The 16,140-nt window shown below is 48.6% G+C and carries 12 protein-coding genes and 2 riboswitches; all 12 genes read left to right on the forward strand.

Annotation, left to right across the window (positions count from 1 at the left end):
* The first annotated feature begins 25 nt into the window (after window positions 1-25).
* The 12 genes from mtnK (at window position 26) to KNQ03_RS12890 (ending at window position 15,850) form a co-directional block, all read left to right on the forward strand.
* Window positions 26-1,192: an S-methyl-5-thioribose kinase gene (gene mtnK, locus KNQ03_RS12835; RefSeq protein ID WP_058265590.1), complete on the forward strand. Its 1,167-nt coding sequence runs from the start codon at window positions 26-28 to the stop codon at window positions 1,190-1,192.
* Complete coding sequence (gene mtnA / locus KNQ03_RS12840) at window positions 1,189-2,238, forward strand: S-methyl-5-thioribose-1-phosphate isomerase (RefSeq protein WP_214725043.1); 1,050 nt, start codon at window positions 1,189-1,191, stop codon at window positions 2,236-2,238. Before mtnK ends, mtnA begins: the two co-directional genes overlap by 4 nt.
* An 11-nt stretch (window positions 2,239-2,249) precedes the next feature.
* Window positions 2,250-3,332 carry a sugar ABC transporter substrate-binding protein gene (locus tag KNQ03_RS12845; protein WP_029340727.1) on the forward strand — a complete coding sequence of 361 codons (1,083 nt, stop codon included), beginning with the start codon at window positions 2,250-2,252 and terminating at the stop codon, window positions 3,330-3,332.
* Complete coding sequence (locus KNQ03_RS12850; RefSeq protein ID WP_214725045.1) at window positions 3,329-4,837, forward strand: sugar ABC transporter ATP-binding protein; 1,509 nt, start codon at window positions 3,329-3,331, stop codon at window positions 4,835-4,837. The genes KNQ03_RS12845 and KNQ03_RS12850 overlap by 4 nt, the downstream gene beginning before the upstream one ends.
* On the forward strand, window positions 4,834-5,838 hold the full coding sequence (locus KNQ03_RS12855) for an ABC transporter permease (RefSeq protein ID WP_029340729.1): 1,005 nt from the start codon (window positions 4,834-4,836) through the stop codon (window positions 5,836-5,838). The genes KNQ03_RS12850 and KNQ03_RS12855 overlap by 4 nt, the downstream gene beginning before the upstream one ends.
* 365 nt (window positions 5,839-6,203) lie before the next feature.
* Window positions 6,204-7,160, forward strand: a complete 957-nt coding sequence (locus KNQ03_RS12860; protein WP_064300630.1) for an AAA family ATPase — start codon at window positions 6,204-6,206, stop codon at window positions 7,158-7,160.
* Complete coding sequence (locus tag KNQ03_RS12865) at window positions 7,157-8,239, forward strand: DUF58 domain-containing protein (protein WP_023467046.1); 1,083 nt, start codon at window positions 7,157-7,159, stop codon at window positions 8,237-8,239. The genes KNQ03_RS12860 and KNQ03_RS12865 overlap by 4 nt, the downstream gene beginning before the upstream one ends.
* Window positions 8,236-10,308, forward strand: coding sequence for a transglutaminase TgpA family protein (locus KNQ03_RS12870; protein WP_149426791.1), 2,073 nt, complete (start codon window positions 8,236-8,238; stop codon window positions 10,306-10,308). The genes KNQ03_RS12865 and KNQ03_RS12870 overlap by 4 nt, the downstream gene beginning before the upstream one ends.
* Window positions 10,309-10,348: 40 nt before the next feature.
* Window positions 10,349-10,450: riboswitch (purine riboswitch) on the forward strand.
* Window positions 10,451-10,579: 129 nt separating this feature from the next.
* The gene (gene guaA / locus KNQ03_RS12875) at window positions 10,580-12,100 is read left to right on the forward strand and encodes a glutamine-hydrolyzing GMP synthase (protein WP_051353615.1); all 1,521 of its coding nucleotides are present in this window, start codon (window positions 10,580-10,582) and stop codon (window positions 12,098-12,100) included.
* Window positions 12,101-12,211: 111 nt separating this feature from the next.
* Window positions 12,212-13,243: an acyltransferase family protein gene (locus tag KNQ03_RS12880; protein WP_214725047.1), complete on the forward strand. Its 1,032-nt coding sequence runs from the start codon at window positions 12,212-12,214 to the stop codon at window positions 13,241-13,243.
* A 69-nt stretch (window positions 13,244-13,312) separates the two neighbouring features.
* Window positions 13,313-13,414: riboswitch (purine riboswitch) on the forward strand.
* A 135-nt stretch (window positions 13,415-13,549) separates the two neighbouring features.
* Entirely contained in the window at window positions 13,550-14,854 is a 1,305-nt protein-coding gene (locus tag KNQ03_RS12885; RefSeq protein WP_035398981.1) for an NCS2 family permease, read from the forward strand.
* Window positions 14,855-14,938: 84 nt separating this feature from the next.
* A complete protein-coding gene (locus tag KNQ03_RS12890; protein WP_214725049.1) occupies window positions 14,939-15,850 on the forward strand; it encodes a proline dehydrogenase family protein in 912 nt (303 codons plus the stop codon).
* The last annotated feature ends 290 nt before the right edge of the window (window positions 15,851-16,140 follow it).

Raw genomic sequence — 16,140 nt, forward strand, 5'->3', positions numbered from 1 at the left:
GTGTATCACATAGGGGGAAACTGATATGACATACAAAGCATTCACAGAACAGGACGCGATTGATCGTGTTCGGACACTAGGACTGATCGGCGATGGAGCCGTCGAAGCAGAAGAGATTGGCGACGGGAACCTCAACCTCGTTTTCCGAATTCGAGAGGGGGAACATCGATTGATTCTAAAACAAGCACTCCCGTACGCAAAAGTCGTCGGTGAGAGCTGGCCGTTATCACTCGAACGGGCGTGGATCGAGCAATCCGCACTCCGTGAATTCGCACGGCATGCCGTACCGTTCGTACCACGTGTTTTTCATGCTAGTCATGAAGAAGCGTATACGGTCATGGAAGATCTTTCACATCTGACGATTGTTCGAAGCGGTTTACTCGCAGGTGAACAGTATCCGTTGCTTGCGGAACATATCGGTTCTTATCTCGCTCGGACGTTATTCCATACATCGGACTTTGCGCTTGGTCCGGTTGAAAAGAAACGTGTCGCCCGAACGTACTACAATCCAGACTTGTGCGACATCACGGAAAAATTAATCTTCACGGATCCGTTTCATGACGCGGAGACGAACGAGATTGAAGCCGGACTCGAAGAAGAGGTGGCACGTCTATGGGCAGACGATGAGTTGAAACGCGAAGTCGCAAAACTCGAAGCGCTCTTCATCACGAAAGGAGATGCATTGCTGCACGGCGATCTACATACAGGAAGCATCTTCGCCTCGGCGACGGAAACGAAAGTCATCGATCCAGAATTCGCCTTTTATGGTCCATTCGGATTCGATGTCGGGCAGTTCATTGCGCATTTATTCTTCGCAGCATATCCGGATTACCCTACACGACGTGACGCCCGAATCAAGGATATCGATACGTTCTGGCTGACGTTCGCTTCAACGTTCCGTGCATTATGGGAACGGGAAGCCGTCGAACCGTTCCAGGCATCAGGACTCGTCGATGATGTACTGAGCACGATCTTGCAGGATGCCCTTGGCTTTGCCGGTTGCGAATTGATTCGGCGGACGATTGGTCTTGCACCGGTCGCTGATTTAGAATCAATCGATTCAACGACGGAACGCTTAGAGCGGAAACGTCACGCTCTTCGTCTAGGAGCGGCGTTAATCAAACGCCGTACAGAATGCCGGACATTCGATGATTTACGAAACTTTGACGTAACGGAGGAACTCAGCCGATGACTACATTCGTCCAAAGTATTCGTTACGAAGACCGTGTCTTGACGATTCTCGATCAGACACGTCTACCGCAAGAAGAGCACTATGAAGTCATTGCTGATCTCGCGCAAGCGGTTGAGGCGATTAAACAACTACGTGTCCGGGGCGCGCCTGCGATCAGTTTATTCGGTGGATTCGTGCTCGTTCAAGAAGCATACCGGTTTGAAGCGGCGCTACCGGTCTACAAGCAAGCCTTGCTTGAGACATCGGCGACGTTACTCGCGACACGACCGACGGCCGTCAATTTGCGAAATGTACTCAATCAGTTGAATCCAATCATTCAAGATGGGACGTCGGTAGAAGAGATTCGCGAACGGTTGGAAAAACGGACGGTCGCCTTATACGACCAGGATGCGCAGACGTCACGTCAAATCGGGATTCATGCACTGGAATTGTTCCAGTCAGGCGACCGGATCCTAACGATTTGTAATGCTGGATCGATTGCGACCGCTGCTTATGGAACGGCACTTGCGCCGTTCTACATCGCAAAAGAACGCGGTATCGAATTATCCGTTTTTGCGAGTGAGACGCGACCGTTACTGCAGGGAGCACGATTGACGACATGGGAGCTGCAACGTGCCGGCATCGATGTCACGTTAATTACGGACAACATGGTTGCCCATACGCTGAAAGAAAAACAGATCGATGCGATCATCGTCGGTGCCGACCGCATTACACGAAACGGAGATACCGCGAATAAAATCGGGACGTTCCAATTGGCATTGCTCGCGCAAGCTTTTGGTATTCCGTTTTACGTCGCAGCACCGCTCTCGACGTTCGACTTCTCGCTCGTTTCCGGAGACGCGATCGAAATCGAAGAACGTGATCCGCAAGAAGTGACGACTGTCCAAGGTGTCGCGACAGCACCGGAAGGCGTCGCTGTCTTCAACCCGGCGTTTGATGTCACACCACACACATTGATCACGGGCATCATCACCGAACTTGGTGTCATCACGCAACCGAATGAAGAAACGATTGAACAATTAACAGGGCTTCAACCCCTCGGATAAGGAGATATGTCATGAAAAAACTAGCTTACGCCGTCCTAGCACCGGCACTGTTACTAGCGGCTTGTGCGAATGGAGAAGCCACGACGACGAAGGTCGTTAAGGATGTACCAAAAGGGGTTCAATCAGACGTCAAGATCGCCGTCATCCGCAACCTGGCATCGGACGACCATACGAAACAATTCCTTGATGGCGCACGAAGTGAAGGCGAAGCGCTTGGCTTTAAAGTCAGCACGTTCATTTCGGAAGGTAACGACGTCAAGTTCAAGGAGCTTGTCGCGCAAGCGATTCAGCAAGATTATGATGGGCTCATCATCTCGCATGGTAAGGAAGACTACGCCTATGACATGATTAAACCAGCGGTCGACAAAGGGCTGAAGGTCGTGACGTTCGATACGGTCACGAAGAAAAAAGGAACGGCGTTAAAAGGTGTGACGGAAACATTCCAAAACGATCATCAACTCGCGAAGCTATCGCTTGATGAAGTGACGAAGGTGACGGACAAAAAGCCGGTCCGTGTCATCAAACTTTGGTTCGGACCAGGTTTTGCCCCGCTCGATCGTCGTCAGGAAATCTATAAGACGTACGAAGCAGACGGTAAGATCAAAACGCTTGAGACGGTTGGACCGACAAACTTCCAAGATGTCCAAGGGGATATCGCAACGAAGATGAATGCGATTCTCGCGAAATATCCGAAAGGAAGCATTGATGCGGTTTGGGGAGCGTGGGACGAAGTCGCAAAAGGGGCTTACAAATCGCTCAAGGATAATAAACGTCAAGAAATCCCGCTAATCTCGATCGATGTCTCGAATCAGGATATCAACCTGATGCGTGAAAAAGGCAGTAACTGGGTCTCGACGAGTGCGGTGGATCCATTCTTGATTGGACAAACGGACATGCGATTACTGGCTAAGAAAATCGCTGGCGAGAAGACACCAGATAGCTTTGATCTCGACGCGAAACTCGTGGAGCAGAAGGCGTTGAAGCAGGATACGACGATGTACAATCTCGATACGATCATCAAAGGATGGAGTACATCGGACAAATTCAATGAACCGTGGATGGACCGGTTGCGTGACGTCCATAAAAAACAATGACGTCTACCAATCATCACTTGAAGATGACTGGGATTTCACTGGCGTTTCCAGGAGTGCAAGCCTTAAAACAAGTCTCGTTTGAAGTGAAATCCGGTGAAATCCACGCGCTTGTCGGTGCGAATGGTGCCGGTAAGTCGACGTTGATGAAAGTCTTATCCGGAGCGGAAACGGCGGACGAAGGAACGATTCGTCTCGACGGGAAGGAGTTGTCCATCACGTCACCACGTGATGCGAAACAGATTGGAATCGACCTCGTCCAACAAGAGGTCGATGTGGCGCTTGTCCCGTATTTGACGGTCGCTGAGAATATCTGTCTCGATCTGTTGACGGACGGAACGATGACTGGCTTCGTATCCCAACGCCGTTACATACAGCGTGCCAAGGAAGCGTTAGCGACATTACAGGCGGATATTTCCGTCAAGACACGTGTCGAGGAGTTGCGGCTTGCTGAAAAGCAACTCGTACTGATTGCTCGCGCCCTCGTCCAAGAACGCCGTTTTTTGATTTTAGATGAACCAACGGCACCTCTCAGTCAGGCGGAAACAAGCCATCTCTTTTCAGTCGTGCGTCGTTTAGCCGAACGAGGGCTTGGGATCATCTTCATCTCGCATCGTTTACAGGAACTATATGAGATTTGCGACTCCATCTCGGTCATGCGCGACGGTCAACTCATCTCGCGACATCTTTTGGCAGACATCACGAAGGAAGCTGTCGTTGAGCAAATGCTCGGGCGTCAGCTTACGTCTGTTGCGAAAACGTCACGGGTAAACGCGACAAACGTACTGACGGTCGAGAGTGCTACGAATGCGGACGTCCACGATATCTCCTTGACGGTTCAAGCAGGTGAAGTCGTTGGTATCGCGGGTCTTGTCGGTGCCGGTAAAACGGAATTATGCAAAGCATTGTTCGGTGATCGTCCGTTTCAGGAAGGGGAGGTTCGGATAGGTGGAAAAGCCCATCGCCTTCGCAATCCGCAAGCTGCGATTCAAGCGGGGATCGGTCTCGTTCCAGAAGAACGGCGAAAAGAAGGGATCCTCGTTACCGATTCTGTCGCAGAAAATCTAACAGCAGCGGCAGCTCATGATTTCGTCAACCGCTGGGGGCTGATGGATCGTCGCAAAGAAGCAAATCAGGCATCGCAATGGGTCAAGGAGCTGGGCATTAAAGTGGCAGACGTGAAACAGGAAGTAGGTCAACTATCCGGTGGGAATCAACAAAAAGTCGCCATCGGAAAATGGTTACTGACCGATGTTTCTGTACTCGTCTTGGACGAACCGACAAAAGGTGTCGACGTCGGAGCCAAACAAGATATCTATCGTCTGATTGACGGACTCGCGCAACAACAAAAAGGGATCCTTTACGCGACGAGTGAATGGGATGAACTTTTGACCGTCACGGACCGAATCTACGTCATGTTCGATGGACGGATCGTCCATGAAACGAAGACGGCGGATACATCAGAAGAAACCTTGTTGTGGTATGCGACAGGAGGAGGGCAACGATGAATGAGGTAGTATCAAAACAAACGAACCGAGGGAAGGGTTTACGTCCTGTCCTCGGATTCTTGAACGACTGGGGGATCGTCCTCGCGATCCTTGCCCTCGTCCTGTTTTTTGCGACGACGGCTCCAACATTCCTACAAGGGACGAATTTGATTAATATTTTACGAAGTATCTCCATCGTGACGATTATCGCGATCGGCTTGACCGTTTCTTTGACGGTCAATGGATTTGATTTATCGGTCGGGTCGACCGCGACGCTTGCGAGTTCTTTCGTCGTCTCGTTCTTCGTCTGGTACAGTCTACCGCTCGGTGTCTCGATTGGTTTAGCACTTCTCTTATCTCTTAGCGTTGCTCTGGTGAACATCTTACTCATCGTCTGGTTTAAGATTCCGGATTTGTTTGCGACGCTTGCGACGATGTTCATCGTCGAAGGTGTCGCGATGACGTATACCGGTGGTGGTTCAATCAGTGCCGGAATGCCGCGCCTGGACGGTACACCAACAGTCGGCACGATTCCGGAGGCATTCGCGAAAATCAGCCAGGCGCCTTGGATCATCGTCATCATGCTCGTCGTCGTCGCTGTGACACACGTCTTCTTAAGCCATACGCGACACGGTCGTTTTCTCTATATCATCGGCGGGAATCCGGAAGCCGCACGACTGACAGGAATTCGTGTCAACCGCTACCGGGCACTCGCGTATCTGATTGCTGGGTTACTTGCGGCGGTCGGTGGGATTTTGCTTGCGTCACAAGTCGGGTCGTCACAAATTAATGCCGGTTCCGGTTATCTGATGCCAGCGGTCGCAGCCGCATTCATCGGCTCGTCGTTCGCAGGACAAGGGAAGCCGAATGCGCTTGGCACACTCGTTGGGGCTTGTCTCGTCGGGATTCTTGAAAATGGTCTCGTCATGCTGTCTGTTCCATACTATTCGTTGAATATCATCAAAGGGCTGGTCCTTGCGGTCGCACTCGCGACGACCTATGCGCGGTATCGAAAAAAATAATTAAAATTCGACGTTTCGTTTATAACATATTCGGTAATATTCAATATATGAAAGGATGGTGATGCACATGAATGATTACCAATGTAGAGGGAACGATCGCATGTCGCTTCTGAAAGAAGAGGATCACCGGACTTGACGAACGTTGTCCATTGACACGGATGTATTCGTGTTTTACGTGCAACTGCACGGTTCAAGAACGGATCACGGCATGTGTTCGTTCCTGAAACAAATAAGGGGGAAACGCTACGGCGTTCCCCCTTTTTCATGTGCTAGAAACTGCTCGTATTTCTTTAAAAGCGTAGCGGAATATGAGATGATATAAAAAGTCAGAAAATTCAACTACTACGAGAGCAAGGGGCCTGACAATGCGAACATACACTAAGGAGATTCAAGCGATTATCGACAACGTAGAGAAAGTCATCATCGGTAAGGAAGATGTCATCACACAATCATTGGCAGCACTACTAGCGGGCGGTCACGTCCTATTAGAAGACGTACCGGGAGTCGGGAAGACGATGCTCGTCCGTGCGTTCAGCCGATCGATCGGGTTGACCTTCAAACGTGTTCAGTTCACGCCAGACCTACTTCCGTCAGATTTGACGGGTGTATCGATGTATAACCAGAAAACTAGCCAATTCGAATATAGACCGGGTCCTCTAATGGGGAACATCGTCTTAGCCGATGAGATCAACCGAACATCACCAAAAACTCAATCTGCCTTACTCGAGGGAATGGCGGAAGCGAACGTCACCGTCGATGGTGAGATTCATACGCTTCCGAATCCCTTTTTCGTCATGGCGACACAAAACCCGATTGAACATGAAGGAACGTATCCGTTACCAGAAGCACAACTCGACCGTTTCCTCGTCAAAGTCAAAATGGGTTATCCTGATTTCCAACAAGAAATGAAGCTACTGACACGTTTCGAACGGGATGAACCAATTGAAACGCTCGAAGCGGTGATTGGTCGCGAGCAATTGCTCCAGATGAAAGAAGAAGTCAAGAACGTCCATGTCTCACAGCCTGTCAAAAAATATATCGTCCATCTCGTCCAAGCGACCCGGACGAATGGGTCACTCTACCTCGGCGCGAGTCCTCGATCTTCGATTGCCTTGATGAAAGTCGCGCAAGCGTGGGCGTACATGGAAGGACGCAGTTTCGTCTTACCGGATGATGTCAAACATCTCTTGATTCCGGTCCTGTCACACCGCTTGATTTTGACAGCGGACGCGCGTTATCACGGTCAATCGTCGGAACGGATTTTAGAACAAATCAAAAAAGAGGTTGCTGTACCCATCCAACAAGACGTGGAGTCCCTATGACGAAGTGGCAAATTGGTTGGCGTTACGCTGTACTCCTTTTGACGACGGTTGCCTTATGGACATATGCGCGCGTCGATGGCGGAAATGTCGCTTCCTTGCTGTTTTATGTCATGGCTGGTTTGACCGTCTACTGGACGCTCTTCCTCGTTTGGCCTGTCACGCAGGCACTGGCGACGCGCGAAGTCTCAAATAAGATGCTCGTTGCCGGAACGGATATCCCGGTTTCCTTGCGGGTTCGCCGACGTTTCCCGTTTCTGGTCGGAGCCGTCGAGGTGACGGAGGCGATTCCAAACGAACTCAGTGAAGAAAAACTCGATATTAGTCGTCCGCTCCGTGCCCACTACCGAAAGACAGAGCACATCGACTACACGATTCCATCGATTCGTCGAGGGGTGTATCAGATTCCTGGCTGTATCGTTGAAATCACGGATCCGTTCGGGCTGTTCAAACGAAAGCGGATGTTTCCGGTCGAGACGTATCTTGCGATCGAACCGGCACGCCTTGCCGTTCAACTTCCGCATGAGGAGGATCGCGGCGATGGAGGAATCTCCCCTGTGTCGCTTGATCTTCGTCAGTCGTCCTTTACTGTCGTCGGGGTCCGGGAATATGTCAGTGGTGACCGGATGAATCAGATCGACTGGAAAGCGACAGCGAAACGTCAAGGCTTAATGACGAAGACGTTCGAGCGAGAGCAGGAACGGGAGACGACGATCGTCTTTGATGAGGGTACGGAAGCGGGTGAAGCTTTCGAACGCGTCATCTCGATGCTGGCAGAAGCGACGGATCAGTTGAACAAGCGACGGCTGAGCTACCGCATTCACCTCGTCGGACATGCTGTTCAATCGTTGTCGTTACCTCTTGAAGGAGCGAAACTGACGCATTACCTGATGACGGCGCAACCGAGTCGGACGCGGACGTTCATCGAGTCATGGGAGTATTCGTCAAAAGCACTTCGATTGAGTGGCAACGTCCTTTTCATCACACCGGATCTTGAATCGAACAATGAACTATGGATTTCGAAGATTAATCAAGAAGCCACCGTTCATGTCTATACACCAGAACGGAGGGGAGTGCGATGATGCGACGCTTGATTTGGAACGCCATCGCGGCAGCCGTCCTGACTTGTTTCATGCCACCACTTCTCGAACTGACGACGTTCGAGCATCTCTGGTCCTTCTTACCGATGCTGTTTCTGCCGTTGCTGTTGTCGCATCTATCGCGGCGTTACTTTTTACTCGGAAGTCTCGGTGGATTACTGCTGTCGTTCTATCTGATTTTGACGCCGGGAGCAGCACCATGGGGCATCTTTACGGAAATCAGTTCAGATATTCAGAGTGTCATCAATGGTGAATTACCAGGACGACCCGCTTTCGCGCTCTCGATCGGATTGATTAGTTTTTTGATCGCGTATCTCGCGCGTCGGACATTCCCGAATCGTGGGTTCGTCTTCGGGCTTGCCTTCGGAGTCATCGGGTTCATCGCCTATTGTGATACATGGACGGATTACTCGGGAGAGACATTCATTCTCTATCCGATCATCTTATCCTTGCTATTGCTCTATGCGACGGAAGTCAACGAACGACCACGCGCTTCTTACGTTCGTCCGCTGAGTGCCTTATTCATCATGGGTGCCGTCATCGTCGCTGCTGTCCAAAGTCCTGTCATCAATGCGACATGGCAAGACAGTTGGTACGATTTGACGTCCGGGCTTGAAGGTGAAGGAGAGCCGACGAATGCGATTCAAAAGGTTGGCTACGGTAACAATGACGAGCAACTCGGAGGACCGTTCCAGATGGACGATCGGGAAGTCTTCCAGGTCGAAAGTGAAGGGAACCGATACTGGCGAGTCGAGACGAAAGACATTTATACCGGCAAAGGCTGGGTGCTGTCGGAATCGAATCCTGAAATCGATGGACGGGGTTTCTTCTCGCACTTCGGGCGAGAAGTCAAGACACGTGAGGAAACAGCGACGTTTGAGATGGCACGTGAATTACCGTTCGTGCCATATAACGGAGATAACGTCCGGGTCTCGGTCGATCAACAACGACAAAATGTACTGGTTGATCCAGAGAATCAAAAAATATCGTATCTAGACGAGGCGGATCGTCAACGCAATTATCAAATTGACTACTCGTATCCGCTCTTTACGGAAGAACAACTCCAGACAGATGAACCCGTCAATTTATCGGAGAATGAAACAGAGCGGTATCTCCAACTGCCGGATGGTTTACCACAGCGTGTCCGTGATTTAGCGGAACAAATCGTTGAGGGTGAGGAGACACCGTGGGACAAAGCACGGGCGATTGAAAATTATTTCGAAGAAGAGAACTTTGAATACAATACGGAGGAAGTTGCCGTACCAGGAGAAAATCAAGATTACGTCGATCAATTCCTATTCGAGACGAAGCTCGGATACTGTGATAACTTCTCGACGTCGGCTGCTGTTTTGCTACGGGCAGCCGGGTTACCCGCACGCTGGGTGAAAGGGTTCACGGGAGGCGAATCCGACGTCATCGGAGCTGCCGTGACGAGTTATACAGTGCGAAATAAAAATGCGCACTCGTGGGTCGAAGTGTATATCGAAGGACCAGGCTGGGTACCGCTTGAGCCAACAGTCAGTTTCGATGGAGCAGGACAATACACGATCGATCGGGAAACGGATAATGAGACGGAACAAGCAAATCCGCAACGTGAGACAGAAGATAATACGGAGACAACGACGCCAAATCGTCCGCAAGAAAATCTTCTTGATGAAGAACAGACGACTAGCGCTGGACAGACGGAGCAGAAGTCAATTCCATTTTGGCCGATTTTCCTGACGGCACTTGCTCTCTTATTCCTGTACTTGTTCCGAAAACCAATCATTCGAACACTCGCGATTCTCTTCTTCCGGAGACAAATCGAGCGACCGGAAGGATTCCGCCGGATGTACCGGTACCTCTTACGACGTCTTGATAAAAAAGGATTCCATTATCAAGATGGTCGGACGCTTGCGGAACTCGCTCACGAAGTCGATGGGTACTACGAGACGTATGCGATGCGACCGTTGACGGATGCTTACGAACGGATGGTCTATGGTGGAGAATCACTATCGGCTGAGAAAAAACGTGAATATTTCGAAAATATCATTCGTCATGTAGAGGGTTGATATTTACGAAACGATACAGTTACAATGGGAACAACGTAAATCACACACATGCAATCTCCTTTGTATATACTCGCGAATATGGCGCGAGAGTCTCTACCGGGTCACCTTAAACGACCTGACTATGAAGGAGCAGACCCTTCGTATACATTTTTTTGTGAAGCGGCCTGCTCTTTTTCCATTTTATCCATGGGCGAAGAGTGGGCTTTTTTCATAGGGTGCGCATGAAATCAGAAAGGCGGGAACAGATTTGGAAGCACATTTGGACCAGGAAATGATTCTCGTCCTCGATTTTGGAGGACAGTACAATCAATTGATCACACGTCGTATTCGGGACCTTGGTGTCTACAGTGAATTGCATTCGCATAAAATCACTGCAGCAGAAGTAAAAGAAATCGCACCTGCTGGTATCATCTTCTCAGGTGGTCCACGTAGCGTCTACGCAGAGGATGCGTACCGGTGTGACCCAGAAATCTTCGACCTCGGTATTCCAATCTTCGGGATCTGTTACGGCATGCAGCTCATGTCACAACATTTCGGCGGAACAGTAGAACGTGCGGGACATCGTGAATATGGAAAAGCCACATTGACGTTACAAGACCCGTCACCGATGTATGCGAACCTACCGCTTGAACAAACGGTCTGGATGAGCCACAGCGACCTCGTCACATCTGTGCCAAACGGATTCGTCGTCGATGGAACGAACGTGTCATGTCCGATCGCTTCGATCAAGAACGAAGAATTGAAAATGTACGGTGTTCAGTATCACCCGGAAGTGAACCATACGGTCTTCGGAAAAGAATTGCTCAAGAACTTCCTCTTTGAAGTCTGTAAATGTGCAGGCGATTGGTCGATGGAGAACTTCATCGAAATCGAAGTAGCGAAGATTCAAGAACAAGTTGGCGACAAAAAAGTCCTCTGTGCACTTTCTGGTGGTGTCGACTCGTCTGTCGTCGCAGCCTTGATTCACAAAGCAATCGGTGATCAATTGACATGTATGTTCGTCGATCACGGTTTATTGCGTAAGGGTGAAGCGGAGAGCGTCATGAAGACATTCGCGGATCACTTCCACATGAACGTCATCAAGATTGATGCCCAGGACCGTTTCCTCGACAAACTCCGTGGTATCTCAGATCCAGAGCAGAAACGTAAAATCATCGGCAACGAGTTCGTCTACGTCTTCGACGAAGAAGCTTCGAAGTTGACGGACATGGACTTCCTTGCCCAAGGTACGCTCTACACGGATATTATCGAGAGCGGTACGGATACGGCACAAACAATCAAATCACACCACAACGTCGGTGGATTGCCGGAAGACATGCAGTTTGAATTGATCGAACCGATCAACACGTTGTTCAAGGATGAAGTCCGTGAACTTGGGAAAGAACTCGGTCTTTCTGATGAAATCGTGTGGCGTCAGCCGTTCCCAGGACCAGGTCTCGGAATTCGTGTCCTCGGTGAAATCACAGATGAGAAACTCGAAATCGTCCGTGAATCTGATTTCATTCTTCGCGATGAAATCAAAAAAGCAGGACTCGAGCGCGAAATCTGGCAATACTTCACAGTCCTTCCTCCAATCCGTTCGGTTGGTGTCATGGGCGATGAGCGGACATACGACTATGCGGTCGGAATCCGCGCTGTCACGTCAATTGACGGAATGACATCAGACTGGGCACGTATCCCATGGGACGTGCTCGAGAAAATCTCGGTTCGAATCGTCAACGAAGTCCAGAACGTTAACCGCGTCCTGTACGATGTGACATCGAAACCACCGTCAACGATTGAGTGGGAGTAATAAGTGATCAGCACCACGTTTCTGTAAAAGAACGTGGTGCTTTTTTGTTATCTCCTGCTACACTATGAGATGGAGCTTATTATTCTAAAGGATTAGGTAAGGACATTCGTTATGAACAAACGTGATGCATATTGGGATAATGCAAAATTCGGATTGATTACGCTCGTCGTATTCGGTCATTTGATTGAACCGATGATTTCAATAGATGTCGGTATGACGAACCTGTTTCATTTCATTTATCTGTTTCATATGCCGGCATTCATCTTCATCTCCGGCTATTTTACAAAGGGACGGATGACGACATCTCGTCTTCTTCGACTCACACTAGACTATCTTGTACTGTTTCTACTTGTACAAACGCTATTCGTCGCAGTGACAAAGTGGATGGGAATCACACAATATGCGTTTTGGACGTTGCAACCAGCTTATATCTATTGGTATCTGTTTGCGGTGTTTATATGGACGTTCGTGTTGTGGGTAATCGTCTGGATCAATCACTTTCTACAAGTGTCATTATGGTACTTTGTCGCGGGAAGCATCGTGATCAGTGTTTATCTCGGCTTTTTTGAAACGATTGGTTGGACACTCAGCGCTTCACGGATTATCGTGTTTTTCCCATTCTTTTTACTGGGCTATACATTCCGACGACACAAGTTAACCTTTCCGACGTCGGGTGGCGCAAAGGTTTTTGGATTAGGGGTGGGCGGAATCGCAATCATCCTACTGTTACGTTACCCAGAGATTTTGAACTTTCAATTGTTGAGTGGTACAAGCGGTTATGCTCCTATGGGTCTCGGTTTAGAAGGAGCAGGTATTCGACTTTCTTTGTATGGTTTGCAACTGCTTTTAGTCTGCGCTTTTTTTGCTTGGATACCACGACGAGATGGAATTGGAACAACACTGGGTGCTCATACATTACCGATTTATGTCGGACACGGTTTTATTGTAAAAGCGTTGGTTGCGATATCGTTTTATAATAATGTCGGGATTTGGCATGGTATAGGGGTTGGTGTGATGACGATTCTAATTTTAGTTTTACTCGGAAAATTCCCAATGACACTACAACTATCGAAATGGATCATGATAAATTCCGAACAGAAGAACGCTTACAAAACCGAACGTTCGGATAAATTAAGTGGTTAAATTTCGTTTTTATGGTTGACCCATGAATTTGACCGTGCTACGATGTGTCTGTTCTTATTTTTCATACCACTAAAAAAACATAAATAATGCCGTATAATTCTGGGGATAGGGCCCGGAAGTCTCTACAGGAACACCGTAAAGGTTCCTACTACGGCGCACACGCAGCATCGTGCGCTTATTGAAACGGCTTTTACCGCTTAGGTAAGGGCCGTTTTTTGTTTTCAAGGAGACGGCTTATTTGGAAGGAAGGCAATCATGAGCACACAATTGAAACAGCCACACCAACCGAAAGCAAAAGAAAATGCGATTGCGCGTTTCTTTGATTTCAATGGGCTTGGTACGAACATGCGTACAGAGTTCATCGCCGGCATGACGACATTCTTCGCGATGGCGTATATCTTATTCGTTAACCCGAATACATTAGCCGAAGCAGGAATGGACGCAGGAGCAGTCTTCGGTGCCACAGCACTCGTTGCGATCATCGGTTCCGTTACGATGGGATTACTAGCGAACTATCCAATCGCGCTCGCACCAGGAATGGGACTAAATGCTTTCTTCGCCTACAGCGTCGTCATCGGAATGGGTATTCCATGGCAAACCGCACTTTCAGGCGTTCTCGTCTCAGGTCTCGTCTTCATGGTATTAACAGCTTCAGGTATTCGTGAGATGATCATCAATGCGATTCCAGAACCATTGAAAATGGCAGTTGCAGCAGGTATCGGATTGTTCATCGCGTTCATCGGATTAAAAACAGGTGGTCTCGTCGTTGCGAATGAAGCAACACTCGTCTCGCTTGGTGATTTAAGTAAAGGAACAACGCTTCTCGCGGTATTTGGTCTTGTCGTATCTGCGGTCCTAATGACGCGTGGTGTCAAAGGGGCGATCTTCTTCGGAATGATCCTAACGGCAGTCGCTGGAATGATCTTCGGTTTGATTCCGATTCCAACAAGTCTTGGTGAAGTCATTTCAGCACCACCAAGCATCGCACCTACATTTGGACAAGCATTCCTTCACTTCGATGAAATCTTCACGGTTCAAATGATGATCGTCATCTTAACTTTCTTCTTCGTTGATTTCTTTGATACAGCAGGTACACTGGTTGCGGTAGCAAACCAAGCCGGTCTGATCAAAGAAAATAAAGTACCACGCGCTGGTCGCGCATTGATCGCTGATTCAACAGCAACAGTAGCAGGTTCGATCCTTGGAACGTCGACGACGGTTTCTTACATCGAATCAAGTGCAGGGGTTGCAGCAGGTGGTCGTTCAGGAATGACGGCGATCGTCACAGCTTTATTCTTCGGTCTCGCTTTATTCTTCTCACCATTGCTCGCAATCATCACCGCACCGGTCACAGCACCCGCATTGATCATCGTTGGTGTGTTGATGGCAGCTTCACTGCTCCAGATCGATTGGAAAAAATTCGAGTACGCCGTTCCGGCTTTCTTGACCGTCATCATGATGCCGTTGACGTATTCAATCGCAACAGGGATTGCATTCGGCTTCCTCTTCTATCCGGTCACGATGATCGCGAAAGGACGAGCAAAAGAAGTGCACCCAATCATGTACGTGTTGTCACTCGGCTTCCTCGGTTACTTCATCTGGTTGCACTAATCCAAACTGCGTCTTTCTTCTATATAGAAGAAAGACGTTTTTTTTGTTAGGAGAGGGTAAGGAAGAAGAGAGAGGGTGATTCAGATGTTACAGCAGATTACTGGACCTGTATTTGAATACTTGGCTGAGAACAGACTGTTGATTCAACTAGCTAGAAAAGTCGGATTACCACTTGGTGGGACGTTATTCGTTGGAGGGCAGGGCGCTGAAGAGACACTCGACACGGTCAAACAATTCAATCAAGATGGACGAGCCGCCACAATAGATTGTTTAGGCGAGTTCGTCGAGACAGAACAGGACGCGGTAGATATCGCGGATGAATGCATCAAAGTCATCGGACAGATCAAAGCATATGATCTAGACGCGCAAGTATCTTTAAAGCTGACATCGATCGGATTAAGAATTGATCCGGATATCGCCTATCAACAGTTAAGTCGTATTGCAGAGGTTGCAGATCAACAAAACATGCGCGTAACAGTCAATATGGAAGAAGCGATGATGGTCGAGTCGATCGTCCGAGTCTTCGAACGCGTACATGAACACTATCCAAACGTCGGGATTGCGCTACAAGCAAACGTCTATCGAAGTCGTTTTGATTTAGAGTATCTTCACGCAACAATACGTGTCGTCAAAGGGGCATACGATGGAGACGATGAACTCTATATTCAACCGAAGAAGACAGTCGATGAGACATACCTTCAATTAGTAAAAGTCAATTTGTTAAATGGGAACTACACGCAAATCGCGACACATGATGAACAGATCATTCAGCAAATCATTGACTTTACTAAAATGAAACAGATTGATCCATCACGGTTTGAATTTCAAATGCTTCAAGGCATGCGACCGAAACGACAACAAAAGTTAGTTCGACAAGGTTATCGTGTCGTTATCTACGTTCCGCATGGTGTGGACTGGTATACGTATTTGATGAGACGGTTAGCAGAACGTCCAGCGAATATCGCGTTTACAGTAGGAGCCATGTTAAGAAGGTAAAGACTTTGCGAAGAGGATTTAAACTCTTTGCAAAGTTTTTTTAAAATAATGCTTGTGTTTGTCGAATTTTGTTGTTATATTAATAAATGTTCCAGCGAGACGCCTTTTATAAACGGTTCGTTGGGGCTGAAAAGTTTTTTAAAAAGCATGGTTGACATAATCAAAACAACCTGTTAATCTATTAAAGTCGCTAAGGCGGCAGACGAACTTTGAAAACTGAACGATGAGGCAAAAATCGTATTCTACGGAATACAAAAACGAATGAAGCGCAAGCTTCGTCAATCGTGACT

This window comes from Exiguobacterium sp. s143, from assembly GCF_018618895.1.
In the GTDB taxonomy this organism is placed as follows: Bacteria; Bacillota; Bacilli; order Exiguobacteriales; family Exiguobacteriaceae; genus Exiguobacterium_A; species Exiguobacterium_A abrahamii.